Annotated in this window: 13 protein-coding genes; 5 read left to right on the plus strand and 8 right to left on the minus strand. The window is 53.1% G+C overall.

Annotation, left to right across the window (positions count from 1 at the left end; all coding sequences use genetic code 11):
• Nucleotides 1-260 precede the first annotated feature (260 nt).
• From LDO05_RS17305 to LDO05_RS17315, 3 genes are all read right to left on the minus strand, one after another.
• Entirely contained in the window at nucleotides 261-719 is a 459-nt protein-coding gene (locus LDO05_RS17305) for a RidA family protein (RefSeq protein ID WP_251376553.1), read from the minus strand.
• A 124-nt stretch (nucleotides 720-843) separates the two neighbouring features.
• Nucleotides 844-1,233 carry a tautomerase family protein gene (locus LDO05_RS17310; protein ID WP_251376554.1) on the minus strand — a complete coding sequence of 130 codons (390 nt, stop codon included), beginning with the start codon at nucleotides 1,231-1,233 and terminating at the stop codon, nucleotides 844-846.
• Nucleotides 1,234-1,269: 36 nt separating this feature from the next.
• Nucleotides 1,270-1,794, minus strand: coding sequence for a YfiT family bacillithiol transferase (locus tag LDO05_RS17315; RefSeq protein ID WP_276575597.1), 525 nt, complete (start codon nucleotides 1,792-1,794; stop codon nucleotides 1,270-1,272).
• Between the two features lie 198 nt (nucleotides 1,795-1,992).
• Between LDO05_RS17315 and LDO05_RS17320 the strand changes: the two genes are divergently transcribed.
• The 3 genes from LDO05_RS17320 to LDO05_RS17330 all read left to right on the plus strand — a co-directional run bounded on the left by LDO05_RS17320 (nucleotide 1,993) and on the right by LDO05_RS17330 (nucleotide 3,824).
• Nucleotides 1,993-2,148, plus strand: a complete 156-nt coding sequence (locus LDO05_RS17320; RefSeq protein WP_251376556.1) for a hypothetical protein — start codon at nucleotides 1,993-1,995, stop codon at nucleotides 2,146-2,148.
• A 369-nt stretch (nucleotides 2,149-2,517) separates the two neighbouring features.
• Nucleotides 2,518-3,363: an alpha/beta fold hydrolase gene (locus LDO05_RS17325; protein WP_251376557.1), complete on the plus strand. Its 846-nt coding sequence runs from the start codon at nucleotides 2,518-2,520 to the stop codon at nucleotides 3,361-3,363.
• A 5-nt stretch (nucleotides 3,364-3,368) separates the two neighbouring features.
• Nucleotides 3,369-3,824 carry a PAS domain S-box protein gene (locus LDO05_RS17330; RefSeq protein ID WP_251376558.1) on the plus strand — a complete coding sequence of 152 codons (456 nt, stop codon included), beginning with the start codon at nucleotides 3,369-3,371 and terminating at the stop codon, nucleotides 3,822-3,824.
• A gap of 163 nt (nucleotides 3,825-3,987) precedes the next feature.
• Here LDO05_RS17330 and LDO05_RS17335 read toward each other — a convergent pair whose 3' ends face one another.
• The 5 genes from LDO05_RS17335 to LDO05_RS17355 all read right to left on the minus strand — a co-directional run bounded on the left by LDO05_RS17335 (nucleotide 3,988) and on the right by LDO05_RS17355 (nucleotide 10,882).
• The gene (locus LDO05_RS17335; RefSeq protein ID WP_251376559.1) at nucleotides 3,988-5,931 is read right to left on the minus strand and encodes an amino acid ABC transporter ATP-binding/permease protein; all 1,944 of its coding nucleotides are present in this window, start codon (nucleotides 5,929-5,931) and stop codon (nucleotides 3,988-3,990) included.
• Entirely contained in the window at nucleotides 5,928-7,661 is a 1,734-nt protein-coding gene (gene cydD, locus LDO05_RS17340) for a thiol reductant ABC exporter subunit CydD (RefSeq protein ID WP_251376560.1), read from the minus strand. The genes LDO05_RS17335 and cydD overlap by 4 nt, the downstream gene beginning before the upstream one ends.
• Nucleotides 7,661-8,677 carry a cytochrome d ubiquinol oxidase subunit II gene (gene cydB / locus LDO05_RS17345; protein WP_251376561.1) on the minus strand — a complete coding sequence of 339 codons (1,017 nt, stop codon included), beginning with the start codon at nucleotides 8,675-8,677 and terminating at the stop codon, nucleotides 7,661-7,663. The genes cydD and cydB overlap by 1 nt, the downstream gene beginning before the upstream one ends.
• On the minus strand, nucleotides 8,664-10,067 hold the full coding sequence (locus tag LDO05_RS17350) for a cytochrome ubiquinol oxidase subunit I (protein ID WP_251376562.1): 1,404 nt from the start codon (nucleotides 10,065-10,067) through the stop codon (nucleotides 8,664-8,666). The genes cydB and LDO05_RS17350 overlap by 14 nt, the downstream gene beginning before the upstream one ends.
• A 359-nt stretch (nucleotides 10,068-10,426) precedes the next feature.
• Nucleotides 10,427-10,882, minus strand: coding sequence for a nitrous oxide-stimulated promoter family protein (locus LDO05_RS17355; RefSeq protein ID WP_251376563.1), 456 nt, complete (start codon nucleotides 10,880-10,882; stop codon nucleotides 10,427-10,429).
• 405 nt (nucleotides 10,883-11,287) lie between these two features.
• Here LDO05_RS17355 and LDO05_RS17360 point away from each other — a divergent pair, with 405 nt between their 5' ends.
• Nucleotides 11,288-12,538, plus strand: coding sequence for an ArnT family glycosyltransferase (locus LDO05_RS17360; RefSeq protein ID WP_251376564.1), 1,251 nt, complete (start codon nucleotides 11,288-11,290; stop codon nucleotides 12,536-12,538).
• Between the two features lie 112 nt (nucleotides 12,539-12,650).
• A complete protein-coding gene (locus LDO05_RS17365) occupies nucleotides 12,651-15,020 on the plus strand; it encodes a stalk domain-containing protein (protein ID WP_251376565.1) in 2,370 nt (789 codons plus the stop codon).
• Nucleotides 15,021-15,333 lie beyond the last annotated feature (313 nt).

The following is a 15,333-nucleotide window of genomic DNA, read 5'->3' on the forward strand; positions in this document are numbered from 1 at the left end:
GACGGCTTCCCTTCTCCGCGAGGCTGGAACGAACATGCTGCCTGGATGGTCTGGCAGAGGACTCTTCGTATATAAAAAGAACACGGCCCGCTCAAGGAACGTGATGCTCCTGGCCGGACCGTGTGTGTGAAATTCTGGGTATCTCTATTCTAGCTGTTATTGCGCGCAATCACTGCGCTATTCTTCACACTTGCAGAAAGTCTGGTCCGCTTCCATTGTTCTACTCTTCATCTCAACAAATGCTTGGGGCGCCAGATGTCTTACTCCTCAACCTGAAATATCGAGTCCACAATGATGGGCAGATTCTCTCTTACTGATACGGCTCCGAACACTGACCTTGCATGAATCCCGCGCTCACCGAACACATCCATGAATAGATGGGAACACCCATTCAACACCTTGTGATGTTCTTCGAACTCCGCCCCCGCATTCACGAAGCCTTGGACCTTCACAACCCGGATTACCTTATCGAGTGAGCCCAAAGCCGACTTCAGCACCGCAAGCACCTCAAGTCCTGCCAGCCTTGCGAATTCATAGCCTTCCTCTGTAGTGTAATCAACTCCAAGCTTTCCCTTCGGGTGGCCGGACGGCCCCTTGCCCGAGACGAACATAAGCCCGTTAACGATGACATAGTTGGCGTATCGCGCCGCAGGCTGGCTCGCTTCAGGGAGCGCGATGTTCAGCTCTCTAAGTCTACTCTCAGCGGAATGTTCAGACATGGTTCTCTACCTCCTCATTTTAATTGAGAGATCTGTGGCGGTAACCTATGTTTATCAAGGTCTTACTATCTCAAGGATTCTCCTCCTCTATTCAGCATAGACTTAATTCACCGCAGCAGCATGTTTAGACGTCCACTTTATAATTCAGCTGCAGCTCATCCCCGGGCAGTCCCCGAATCCCCCAATTACACTTAGGCGTCTCAATTATCGTAATCTCAATATCATCAGGCTTAATATGCAGCTCACCCTCTACCCGTTCGAACAGCATCGCAATCAGCTTCTTCTTGGACTCTACCGTTCTCCCCTCAAAGATACTGATCTCGATAATCGTATATTTATCCGAACGGTCCTCTGGATATAGAAAGTCCTCCCGCTCCAGGTGAATGAATCTGTGAAATCTCTTGTCCGCCGGGTACAAGAATGCATCTACCACACAGCCATGAATAATAGAGGAGAGTTCCCTCTGAATGGGCTTCAGATGCTCCTTAATTCCGTATACCTTGATTTGAGCCATAATCCACACCCTTTTCATAAAAGTAAAGTATGTCTTCTAAAGACCCAGCCGGTCTCTTAAAGCGGTAATATGAGCGGTATGATGCTTGCCATGCCAGGCATAGACACCCAGAGAATAATCCAGGCGGCTGAGCTTCTTCGATTCAGGATGGTAGAATTCCCGCCTATAATCGGCTTCGCCCATAGCGTTCAGAAGGATCACCCATCTTCTGTGAAGCGGCTCTAGCAGGCTTAGTGAAAGTTCTATGTCTCCTGTGAGAGAGTCTGTCAGAGCTGCCCACCTGTCCTCGTAATAAGGCTTGATTGCAGGATTCTCTTCGGTAAGAGCCAGCTTGAACCGGATATAACTGTTCATATGGCTGTCCGCTACGTGATGGACCACCTGTCTAATCGTCCAGCCTCCATCCCGGTAAGGAAGATTAAGCTGATCCTGACTTAACCCTTGAACTGCCTCCCTAAGCTTGACCGGAAGTTCATCAATGTCCTGAATCCATTCTGTCCTCTGAGCCTGTGAGATTTCTCCCTCGAATGCAAATGTGCCAATGGGGTATCTCAAATCCATCACTAACACCCTTTCCGAAATTATGTTGATAAGGTACTTCCCGCAGCTCGAACCTATATAACAGTGTACCAGAGTGCCTCATATCTGGAAATAATGGGAAGCCAGCCTGCCGTGCATAGATATTCAATCCGTTTAGGGATATCCAACTTTCGGGTATCTTAAGAATAGACTTAATTTTGGCATGGAAAGGGGACCTATATGAAGATTATCATTTCACAGCAGGAAGCTATGGAGAAGGGGATCTGGGAGGAAGTCGCCAGGATATTTGGAGTTGCCCAGGAGGATGAAGTCTGGCCTAACGAGACTTATATCCTGACTGAGGAACAGGCACGGCAGCTGGGCCTCATCCAATAAGCCCGCCTGAGGCAGGCTGGCAGGAACTATTTTGCAGCTCTCCACGAACGACTTGGGATCGTTAGGAGAGCCCTTTGTATTTCTTTTTAATAGCAAACGGTATGATAGAGGCCGTACTTCCGTTCGGTCATTTAGCCCGAGTGAGGAGTTCCTCAGGATTGACAGGAAGATGAAATTGCTGTTAATCCCCATTGTATTAATCGGAGATTTATTCGCGGAAATACACTGCAACTTCGCAAGCACCAGGCCGCCCCACTTAACATTTAATTCCATATCCGGGGGATAGTGCAGATACATTTGTCTTACTGCCTAACTAAACGTGCTACAATAGCTATACAGGCTGGACAGATCCACCGAAAGGAGTTCGTTATGGCTGAAGATATACTTAGACGTAACAATGTAACAACACAAGGCAGCGGTACGACAAGTATGATATTCGCACATGGGTTCGGTTGTGATCAGAATATGTGGCGGTTCGTCGCCCCCGCCTTTGAGGATGACTATCAGACAGTATTATTTGATTATGTCGGCTCCGGACAGTCGGATCTATCGGCTTATAACCCTATCCGCTACGGAGACCTGAACGGTTATGCCCAGGATGTTCTCGAGATCTGCGAATCACTCGGGCTCCAGGATACGATATTTGTTGGTCACTCTGTCGGGGCTATGATTGGGATATTGGCTTCAATCCAGAGACCCGAGTTCTTCAGTCAATTGATCCTAATTGGCCCCTCGCCTCGGTACATGAATGATCTCCCCGATTACATCGGGGGATTTGAGCGGAGCGATCTGGACGGCTTGTTCGATCTCATGGACAAGAACTATCTCAGCTGGGCTGGCTACCTCGCTCCTGCCATTATGGGGAATCTGGAACGCCCCGGTCTCGCTGCTGAATTGGAGACGAGCTTCTGCAAGGTGAACCCGGCTATAGCCAGGCAGTTCGCTGAGGTCACCTTCTATGGCGATAACCGGGAAGACCTTCCCAAGGTGACGACACCCGCTCTCATCCTTCAAAGTACGGATGATATTATTGCGCCGCTTGAAGTGGGCGCATATGTGTATCACCATATTCCGGAGAGCACACTTCAGATTATGGAGGCAACCGGTCACTGTCCGCATATGAGCCATCCTGAAGAGACGATTCGGCTGATCCAGGAATATCTGGCCAGTCGTGGCAGCGTGCCTACCCGCCCTTTAGAACAAGGGAGGATCTAGCACTCATGGACGAACGGTTAGACCTTGCCCCCTGCGGCTATCTGTCCTTGTCGGAGGATCATACGATCCTTACCGTTAACAAGACACTTCTTCAATTACTTGGATTCGACCTGCAAGGGCTTCGGGACTGTCATATTGAGTCCATTCTTACAAGGTCCAGCCGTGTTCTGTTCCAGCTCTATTTCATGCCTCTGATCAAGTTGAATGGCAAGATCGACGAGATGTACCTGGTTCTGCAATCCGCCAGCGGAGCTGAAGTCCCCGTACTCCTGAGTGCTGTACGTCGGGAACAGGATGGAAGGCCGGTCCATGACTGTATTGTTATGATTATGCGGCGCAGAATGGAATATGAAGAGCAGATTTATGCGGCAGAGCAAGCTGCCAGGAAGGCTGGCGAGGAACTCGATCTCCTTCAGACCCAACTGAACAAGAAGCGGAATGAGCTCAGCGGCCAATTGTAGCGGCTGAGCCGTGCTGTGCTGTTAAAAATAAAGTATCGAATTGGATGCATTATTCCATGCTCCAGCAAATAGAGGCGGTGTCAGACCTGTGGTCTGATACCGCCTCTATTGCTAGAATTACAGATTAATAGAGCGTATATCCGTATCGCTATCCCGTATATTACTATCCTTTACATCCTGCTAAAGGCCTGTCTGGGTCCTCCCCAAGGCTCCCTTGCTGCACACAGATCGGCCGATCCATATGGTACAGCTTCCGGTAGCGGGGACTGCGCTCCATCAGCTCATCATGTGTTCCTCTCATCTCCACCCTGCCGTTCTCCATGAAGATGATCTCATCCATCTTCTCCGTTCCAGCCAGGTGATGGGTAACCCAAATCAGCGATTTGCCTCTGGTGGCATCCATAATTGTTCTCATGAGCTCCCGCTCTGTCCTCGGATCAAGTCCCACAGTCGGCTCATCCAGGATGACGACTGGCGTGTCCTGCAGCAGAATCCGCGCAAGTGCCACCCGCTGGCGTTCCCCGCCGGAGAATCGCTGACCGGTCTCCCGCATGGGGGTGTCATATCCAGCAGGGAGAGATTCAATCAACGGGGCAAGCTGCGCCTGTCCGGCAGCCAGCCTGATCTCCTCTTCCCCTGCCTCTCCCCGGCCCAGCCGGATATTGTTCCCCACGGTGGTGTCGAACAGATGCGGGCGCTGATTAAGTACAGAGATGATCTTTGGGATATCGTCTCCAAGCTCTTCCGCTGCTGCACCGTTAATCTGCACGGCCCCCGTCTCCGGCGCAAGCACGCCCTGGATAAGCCCCAGCAGAGTTGACTTCCCGGACCCGCTGCGTCCGATCACAGCAATCCGCTTGCCCTGCGGGATGTCCAGCGAGATGCCGTGAACCGCAGCCCCGGCAGCCCCTTCGTAGCTGTAGCTCACTCCATCAAGCTGGATATGCGCAGCGGCCGGCTTCGTGAAGGCTTCGCTGATAAGAGCGCCGGCTCCGCGAGCGGCTCCCGGCCACCCAAGGCCCACCGGCGCGGCTTCTGCAGCTCCCGGCGACTCATGGCCCTGCCGCGCGGCCTCGGATGCGCCAGCGGCTTCGGCTGCCTTAGCCCCTTCAGCCGCGCGGCCCCGGCCTGCGACCCGTGCCGTTTCTTCCCGGCTGGCCTCAGATATTTCATTCAGCCGGCCCAGCGAGCTCCGGTAACGGGGCAGCTTCTCCACCGCCTCAGATACGGGCAGGAAGACGTCCAGCAGCGGGAAGATGACCAGCACACAGGCGGCGATTAGCGTTCCATTCATCCTGCCGTCTGCCGCCTGACCGGCTGACCACGACATCATGAGCAGCACGCCGCCGAGAACCACCAGCTGCCCAAGCAGGGCTCTTAGCCTTGCCCATCTTTTGAGCGCCTGGTCCGCCCTTGTAATCCGGGCTTCATCCGCTTCATAGGACGTCAGGAAGTCCCGAGTCCTTCCGCTGATGACCCAAGTGCCAAGGCCCATTACAGCATCTGTCAGCTTCTGATACAGGCGGCTGCGCTCCTGCTTCATCCGCTCCTGAGTTCTCGCTGTCATCAGCAGGGATAGAATAGGGAGCACGCCCAGCAGAATAAGCAGCAGGCCTGCGGCCATCCACGCACAGCCGGCATCGAACCGGCCGAGCGCAGCGATCACCACGGCATACATGACCACGGCAGCCGCCCCCGGAAAGGCGGTGCGCAGATATACATTTTGCAGCTGCTCAATATCCTCCGCCAGCAGTCCGAGGATGTCTCCGGTTCGGTACTTGGAGCGAAGCCTCAGCGCATCCGGCTCCAGACTGTTGTACAGCCGCACACGCATTTGGGACACAATACGCAGCACCGCGTTATGCCCGGCCAGCCGCTCCACATAATGCAGGACAGCCCGGCTGATGCCGAATGTCCTTACTCCCACGATGGGAACATACACCAGCAGAATGTTCTCGGGGCGAAGGGCCGACTTCGAGATCAGGTACCCGGAGGTGAACATCAGCATCGAGGCGGCGGAGGCCGTCAGCACCCCAAGGAGAACAATCAGGATGAACCGGCCCGAATGGGCCTTAATGTACGGCTTCAGCCAGCCTTCCTGTCTCATTCCGCACTCTCCTCCTGCTCTTTGATCAGCGCGTAATAAGCGCCCTGCTTACTCATAAGGTCCTCGTGGCTTCCCACCTCGGCCACCCTCCCTTGGTCTATGACCACGATGACATCCATATCCGGCAACCAGTGCAGCCGGTGGGTAGCCAGTATAGCCGTCTTCCCCTCAAAAAGACCCAGCATCGTCGCCTTCAGCTCATACTCTGTCTCTATGTCAAGATGAGCCGTCGGTTCATCCAGCAGGATGATTGGACGATCACTGAGAAAGGCCCGGGCAAGCGCAACCCGCTGCTCCTGTCCTCCGCTGAGGCGCCTTCCCCCGCCGCCGATCATCTCCTTGTATCCCCCGGTCAGCTGCCCCACAACCGGACCAAGCCCTGCCGCCTCTATGGCTTGCTTCACATCTTCCAGAGAAGCCTGCGGCGAATAGAACTTTATATTATCTTCAAGCGTGCTGCTAAATAGATAAGGCTGCTGCGGGATATACACGATCTGATTCCGCCAGACGGCCTCCGATAATGAAGACATCATTCGTCCATCCACTTGTACACGGCCTGCAGTCGGGCGGAGGAATCCGCCCAGGATATCAATCAGCGTGGATTTCCCCGCGCCGCTCTCTCCAATGATCCCTATCTTCATCCCCGCCTCAAGCTCCAGGGTGACCTCTTCAAGCGATGCTCTGCCGCCTTCCTCATGCGTGACGGTCAGTCCCGTCAGGGTAAGTCTGCTCTGCGGAGTCCAGCTGTAATCCGGCTCAAGCACCGCTTCCCCGTTCAGTTCCTCACTTGACTGGCTGTTAATGATGGCCTGCATGGCCTGCCCAGCCTCCTTGCCATCCAGGGTAGCATGAAAGTCCGCGCCTACCATCCGTACAGGAAGGAAGTACTCCGGTGCCAGAATTAATACAGTCAGTGCTGGTAAAAGCACCATATTCCCGCTAACCAGCCGTAGCCCCAGGCTTACCGCTACGGAAGCAACCGACAGCATAGTGAAGAAATCCAGCGCGAATGAAGAGAGAAATGCCGTTCGCAGTGTCTTCATTGTGGCTAACCGGTAGCTGCCGCTTACTCGTTCAATGGACTGGCTGTGCGTGCGGCTGCGTCCCAGGAACCTGAGCGTCTCCAGTCCTCGCAGGGAATCCACAAAGTGGTTCGACAAAGCTCTGTAGGTCTGCAGCTGCCCTTCGGCTTGCCTTCTCGCTGCAAGTCCGACCAGAATCATGAAGACGATCAGAATGGGCATGGTTACAGTCAATATCGTCCCTGAAGCCACATCCAGGCTGTAGATATAACCGAGAATCAGCATGGGTGTGAACCCGCCAGCCAGCATTCGCGGCAGCAGCAATTCGACATAATTGCGGAATTTAGTGATCCCTTCCAGCACAAGGGTAACAAGATTACCCGTACCTTCCCTGCCCGCATATCTCGGTCCAAGCTCGAAGAGCTTGACCATCAGCTGGTTCCGCATCCGGGCACCTGTAAGCTCGGCGAATTGAGCAGCAATAGACTGCTGGAAGTAGACCGTAATCTGGCGTACGGCAAAAGCACACAGGAACAGCGCGGCTGTTCCGTATTGCTTCCGCAGAGGTTCCCCTGCGAAGAGGGCGGTGACGGTCTCCGCCAGCCACTTCGCTTGCAGGATAATTGATAGAGTCTGAATCAAGGTCAGGCCGGCCATAGCTGCCATCACCGGCCGTATGCCTCTCAGACCCAGCAGCTCGCGGCCCATTAGTATTCGAGGTGGTCTGTCTCGTGAACCCGTTTGTGGAACACGAAGTAACTCCAGATTTGATATCCAAGTACGAAGGGCAGCAGGAACAAGGCCGCGATGGTCATAACCTTAAGCGAATAAGGCCCGGAGGCCGCGTTATCGATCGTCAAGCTGAAGGCGCTGCTCAGCGAGCTGATCATCACCCGCGGGAACAGCCCGATGAAGACGGATGCGATAGACAGGGCGATGATCGTTCCTGTCATGCCGAAGGCCCAGCCGTCTCTTTTGCCCGATATGAACCACCCAGCCAGCAGAAAGGCCGCAAGCCCAAGAACAGCCACAATCGTGAGCAGCACACCCCGCACTTCGAACACATCGGTCATCCCATACGTCAGGATGGCGAACAGGACAAGCAGCACGGCCAGCGGAATCAGCGCGGTCTTCGCCTGCCGGCGCGCGCGGTCCCGAAGCTCCCCGGTCGTTCTAAGCACTGTGAACAGAAGCCCGTGAACATAACAGAGCACGACTACCAGCACCCCGCCCGCCAGCGTATAGAGATTGACCATGTCAAGCAGACCGGCCTTCATCTCCATGTTCTGATCAATCGGCAGTCCCTTCAGAAGGCCCGAGAAGACAACACCCAGCAGGAACGGCGGCAGAAAGCTGCCGGCGAAGATCGCGGCGTCCCAGGTCTTCTTCCACCCTGCGAAATCCACCTTGCCCCGAAATTCGAAGGCGACCCCGCGTCCGATGAGCGCGAGAAGAAGCACAACCAGCGGGGTGTAGTATCCGCTGAACATGGTCGCATACCAGTTCGGGAAGGCCGCGAAGATCGCTCCGCCGGCGGTCAGCAGCCATACCTCGTTGGCATCCCAGAAAGGACCGATGGAGTTGATCAGAACCCGGCGCTCTGTGTCATTCCTGGCCAGCACCTGTGTGGCCATACCCACGCCGAAGTCGAAGCCCTCCAGGAAGAAGAAGCCGATGAACAGTACCGCAACCAGCACGAACCATAATTCATTAAGAGACAGCATGATAATCCTCCTTGCCGAACGGATCATGAGTGTGGGCATCCGCAGTTTCTTCCGCATACGGTCCCTTGCTGATAGTACGGACGAACAAATACACCAGCACGGCGGCAAGCGCCGCGTAGATAAGGCAGAACGCAATCAGGGAGAACAGAATCTGCCCTGAGGTAACACTGGGCGATACACTATCCTTCGTCTGCATGAGACCGAACACGGTCCAGGGCTGACGGCCGAATTCCGTCATAACCCAGCCGGATGTGTTCGCGATGAAAGGCAGTGAAATGCTGTAGAGCATGATACGCCAGTACCATTTACCGGAACGCTCCAGACGCTTCCTTGCGGCCAGATAAGCTCCGTAAGCACTGAGCACAATCATCAGACAGCCGGCGGCAATCATGATGCGGAAGCTCCAGAAGGTTGTCCGAACCGGCGGAATATAGTTGCCAGGACCATAGATCTTCTCATACTGGGCTTGCAGCTCGTTCATCCCCTTCACTTCTCCCGAGAACTTGCTGTACGAGAGGAAGCTCAGCAGGTATGGAATCTTGATCTCATATGTATTCTCTTTGGTAGTCGGATCAATTGCAGCCACGACGGTCCACCCTGCCGGGTCTCCGCTCTTGCCCCAGAGTCCCTCGCTGGCAGCCATCTTCATAGGCTGGGTCTTCACGAGATACTGTGCCTGCTGGTGGCCAAAGATCGCAGTGAGGAAGGAAGAGGCCAGGGCTACGATCACCGCGATTTTGAATGATTTCTTGAAAAAGTCCACATCCTGCTTCTTCAGCAGCTTGTATGCACTCACCCCGGTAATCAGAAAAGCTCCGGTTGCAAATGCGCCCAGCACGGTATGCGGGAATTCCACCCACAGCTGGCCATTGCCGATCAGCGCGAAGAAATCGTTCATCTCCGCCCGGCCATTGTTCACCGCGAAACCTACCGGTCTCTGCATGAAGGAGTTGGCGGCCAGGATCCAGAATGCGGAGATGGTGGTGCCCAGGGCTACCAGCCAGATGCTGAGCAGGTGCACCTTTTTGGATAAGCGGTCCCAGCCGAAGATCCACAGACCAATGAAGGTGGATTCCAGGAAGAACGCGAACAGCGCCTCCACCGCAAGCGGCGCGCCGAACACATCCCCGACGAACCGGGAGTAGTCCGACCAGTTCATCCCGAACTGGAACTCCTGCAGAATGCCGGTAACTACCCCGACAGCAAAATTGATCAGGAACAGCTTCCCCCAGAACTTCGCCATTCTTTTGTATTCTTCTTTCCCTTTGACCACGTACATCGTCTCCATGATCGCGATCAGCAGAACCAATCCGATCGACACCGGAACGAAGAAGAAGTGGAAAATGGTAGTTGCCGCAAACTGAATGCGTGCAAGCAGTAACGTGTCCATCTCTCTCTTTCCCTCTTTCTGAATTTGTTGTTGTTCAAGAGTGGCATTGCCGGGGTTACATTGCCCGAGGTGAACAAGTGAGCTTGAAACCATGGATGCCACTCTTGATCCATCATGTGTGATCCTGGTCACTATTTTCGCAAAAGTTGGCTTCTACGCTTATGATAATTGTTACAATCAACAGGTTAATTCAGACAGATTTGTGACGGATATCACATAATTATCCATAGACAAATAGACTATCCCCGGCCAACATGCTTCCAGGTACAGCAGCAGGCTTGTTATAGTTCACCTGTCTACTCTATGGAGAGCATATCAATCAAGGACAGCCCTTATCGTGTAATCTTGCCTGTGCACGGTTATGAGGCAGGATGATTGTGCTTATCCCGCCGCTGATCCAGCAAATGCCGCATCGTCAGCACAGGGTGTCTCAGCAGCATTCGGGGACCCGAATATCTCATCACCTCTTTAATCTGCAGCCGCTGCCCCGGCTTGTAACAATGTACCTTACACTCCACACATGTCGACTTCTCTTCCCCGAACTGACAGAGGTTAAGCCGCTTCATCGCATACCGGTGCAGTGTATAGCACTCCCGGCATAATTTGAGGGTCCGGCTGCCGTTATCACAGCTGTGCACGCGGCTTGCCCGGTCATGATGGCCCGAGCAGTACCTTCCGATCATGAAGCTGACAGTCAGCTTCTCACGGTTGATTCGCGGGCCGTTATTGGCCGGTCTTCGTACTCTATGCGGCTTAATGTTAGATTCCAGTGCCGGTTCGCCTGGCCGGCAGCCTGTTCCTTGTCTATGTTCCATAATCTCCTCCTGAACACCGTGTTTCTCAGCTTATCCGCATTGTACCTGCTTAAGGCGGGGATCGCTGTGATTCCCGCAACATCCTTCCCGGCCAGACGCCTCTCCCGTTGAAGCAAGACATTTTTTATCAATGGCAGAACACCCAGGAGCACCATAAGCGGAATCGTCAGGAAATCGTCCTAATTTAGGATGGAAATTCCATAAAATCTCTCATCAGGTTGGCGAATTATGCTAGATGCCATTATACTTATTTAGGTTGCTATATATTAGGAATACAAGCCTATCAAGCACGCTATGAAAAGGAGCTTAAATCCATATAACTAGGCGACCTTGGTAATATTAGCAACTTTCCACAGTTTTGTGCGTTTATATATTACATATGAGAAAGGGAGAGTACCGATCCTGATGCAATCTTTTTGGTCTAAGTCTATTCGGGGCAACAAACCTGCTGTAATTATTCTGCTGCTTATTATATTTATTCTAGCAGCTTATTTGAGAGTTGATTTCCTCAGATCTGTCCAGCACTCCGTCTCCACAGATTCCAAGCAGTACGACATTATGGTCAAGCAGATTCTGGAGAAAGGGGTATATGGCTACAGAAGCACGGAATCCAATGCCCAAGTGTCGCCAGGTCTGCCTATGTTCATGGCGGCAGTCTATAAGCTGGTAGATTACAAGACCCATGACCCGGCTCCTTATATTCGTTATATTCAGGTTGTGCTCAGCCTCATTACCCTCTTTCTCATTTACCGGCTGGCTAGGCGCATGGGAGGTACTGCAGCCGGACTACTGGCTGCCTTTATTGGCGCCATTTATCCTCCATTTATCTGGAGCAACGGCGCAGTACTCACTGAGGTTATGTGTACGTTCTTCCTGGTCTCTTACTTGTATCTTCAGATTATTGCGTTCGAGAAGAAGACCTGGAAATGGGCCTTGGCCAGCGGCACTCTGATCGGGCTGACCGTACTGACCCGGCCGGAATTCCTGCCGCTGATCTTTGTATGTCACGCCATCTACTTCCTCTGGACGAGAAAGTGGAAGGACACACTCAAGCTCCTGGTAATTACCGCGATTGGGGCCGGGATTATCCTGTCCCCATGGATGATCCGCAACATCATTACCATGAAGCAGGTCATTATCGTCGCGACTCAAGTGAACCCATTTGCCGCCGGAACCTACCCTTACAACAACTATTTGGACGGTATGGTAGACCGTCATGGCAAGACTCAAATAGAGGTTGCCAAAGAACGCCTTAAGATTGGCTTCACCGAGAAGCCAGGATTGTTCCTGAAATGGTACACCATCGGGAAGCTGGAATACATTTATGGGAAAATGTATTTCGGAGCCGGACACAAGCCTTATTACTCGGTCTTCCCCTATGCTATCCGGAATTTATTTCACCAGTGTCTAGTCTTGTTCTTCCTGATCGCCTTGATCGGCACTGCCCGCCGGTTCCGCAGACCTGAATTCCTGCTGGCCTCGTCCGTGGTTGTCATGTCCTTGATCCGGCTGGTCTTCGTTCCGGAATTCAGATACAACTACACCGCCATGCCGGTCATTATTATTCTGGACTGCGTCATTGGCGTTGCCATGATCCGCTGGGTATACAGCCGCTATAAAGGACGGAAGAATCCTGCTCCAGCTCTGTCGGAGTAGACCGCGCTCATTCTCTAACCTTATGACAACGTATTGGACAAGCACATGAATTCATTCGTGTGCCTCCTTTTCTATTGTCAAAATTCAGAAATCAAAAGGAGTACATTTGCTAATGGATTTTAAAAAAGCCACCCTGGTTACCGCCCTTATCATCTCCCAGGCCGCTACGGCTGTGCCTGCAAGTGCTGAAGCTGTCTCCTCCCCGCAGGTGCAGTCTCAGACAGCAACCGGGGTACCATCGCTGAGCTCTGCATCACCTGTTACATTCGAGACTAACGGAACAACAAATACGGTCAGCCCCGATTCTTCGCTGGACGGAGCCAAGCAGGTTGCCGCGGTTAATTCGGACACTCAGACGGCTGAGAACGCGGCTCCATCATCATCTCAATCTACGCAGCAAGATCAGGCACCCAATTCTCCGGCCAATTCCACTACACCAGCCGACAGCCAAAGCAGTCAAGGCAGTGTTCCGGCGGATGGAACTGGCAATACAGGTCCCGGGGACAACGCTTCCGGGAACGGCTCACAGCCTCAAGACGGCGGAACATTGACGATACCTGACCCTGCTTCCACCCCGGCCACCCTTGCCCCTGTCGCACCTGGCAGAGGGCAGCTGATTCTATATATGAACAGCAGCCGAATGGAGCAGGATGGCCGCGTCTATACGGCAACACACGCGATGACCGTGAAGAAAGGCGTCTCTTATGTCGGCATCCGCTCGCTGGTCGATCGGGTAGGATATCAAATTGCTTATGACGCGAAGACCAAAGAGACCATCATTACGTACGCGGGAAATGAACTCAGATTCAAGACGGGCAGCAGCAGCTACCGGGTGAATGGAGTCTCCAAGACGATGAGAGGCGCCTCTTATCAGGACAAAAATGTATTTATGGTCCCTCTGACCGCCATTACCCAGGCACTGAATATTCCTTACAGCGTAAGCGGCAAGAAGGTTATTGTTCAGCTGTCCACCAAGCCGGTCGCTACCTTCACGGTACAATCCGGCGAGATTTTTGCCGGCCAGACGATCCTGAACTTTGTGACCAAGAGCTACTCTCCCAAAGGACTGCAGATTGTAAATGAACGATGGACAGGCCGTCCCGATCAGGATATGTTCCAGTCCGCCGGCACGTATCCGGTAACTTACTCTGTTCAGGATTCCAGCGGGGAGTGGAGCGCTCCATTTACGGTGAACATCAAGGTCGTGAATCCCAACGTGCCCCCGGTTGCCCAGTTTGTGACCAATAAGGCAGAGTATAAGATGGGTGAGCTTGTGACTGTCACCGATCAAAGTACAGATGAAGAAGGGGCGATCACAGACCGGAAGTGGGCAAATAAGCAGCTCGCTTACTTCACTCCGGGGCCTCAGATGATCTCTTTAACTGTCAAAGACAAGCACGGAGCCGAGAGTACGATAGAGAAGACTATTAACATTACCAATGAGAGCTTATATACGGAGGACCAATTCTACAAGCTGTTCACACCGATTGGACAGAACCTCCAGATCAACGGGGCAGGCGTACTGAACTACAACAAGATTCCGTTCACTTATACGACCGAGCCGTACACGCTGTTCCGCGACAGCGGACCGGAATCGGTCACAAGTGAGGGCATCCTGTATCAGGATACGATTACAGGCTTAACCCGCTTCATGATCCATCACCGCAACCGGCTTGGCGGCAAAGCCAAGGTGTATCTGATCGCGAAGAATATGGATTCCCAGAATGCCAAGATTGATTATCTCAGCTATGGTACCGCCGGACCTAACCAGCATCCAGAACTGACAGGCCGCTTGTCGGTACAGCGTTACTTCGAGAACTATCAATCCGGCGTCAAGGAGAAGACGGTAACGCTGGCTCCAGGTGAAACCCGGGTCATCTTCGAGGACCTGAATGCATTAGCCCTCAATCAGGAAGATGTCATCTCTCTCTTCGGAGACTTGTACAGTGATTCCCAGGTTCAATATACCGTCCTCATCGTGAAGGCCGATAATGATCCGATCAAGGCGCTCAGCACACTGCCTGCCCTGGACCCGAGAGAATCGATCATTCGGGGAACTTTCTCGGATTCCACGCGAGTCTTCGATTACAGCGAGCTGATAGGGAATACCAATATGCGTCTTCATCTGACAGACAATACGGCAGACCCGTTCCAGACGGGAACCGATGGAATTATGGGCACCCCGGCTACCAACTCAGGCAACTACGGTGTACTGTACAAGATTAAGCTCCACCGTGTAGCTCCGAATACATTGATTACGTTCAATCCACGCGGAGGCCTTTATATGGGCGCTGCATTGGTGAACGGCAATGTGGTCAGCTTCTCCCACTCGGGCTCGGTTAACGTCCCGAATCAGACCAGTGTCCTCTATAGAACGAAGGACTACGAGGAGAACGTTGAGATCTGGATCTCTCCTTCAGCTGGAAGCAACATGCCATTCGCACTGCTCTTCATGCCCATGCCTCAGGTGAAGCAGCAGTAAGACAGATATTGGACTATCCAACGCATCCTACTTCGTTATCATGCCTATTCAATTGAAGACAGCCGTTCCCGGCCGCAGTAATCTGCGGAGGAACGGCTGTTTCTTTGTCTCCATGAAGGTTGTCGGTGTGGAGCTACCGACTCGCGATGTCAAGCTCCCGATTGAAGGTCCAGGAGAACCTCCACCGCTTCGGTCTCAAGCTCCGTAAGCAGGGTCATTGGGTCTGCCTGGCATCTCTGCCGGAATTCACTGAATATGCTGATCTTAGATGCTGGTCTAACACGAAGTCCAAGAGGCCTCTTGACGAGGTGTG

The organism is Paenibacillus sp. YPG26 (genome assembly GCF_023704175.1).
Classification (GTDB): domain Bacteria; phylum Bacillota; class Bacilli; order Paenibacillales; family Paenibacillaceae; genus Fontibacillus.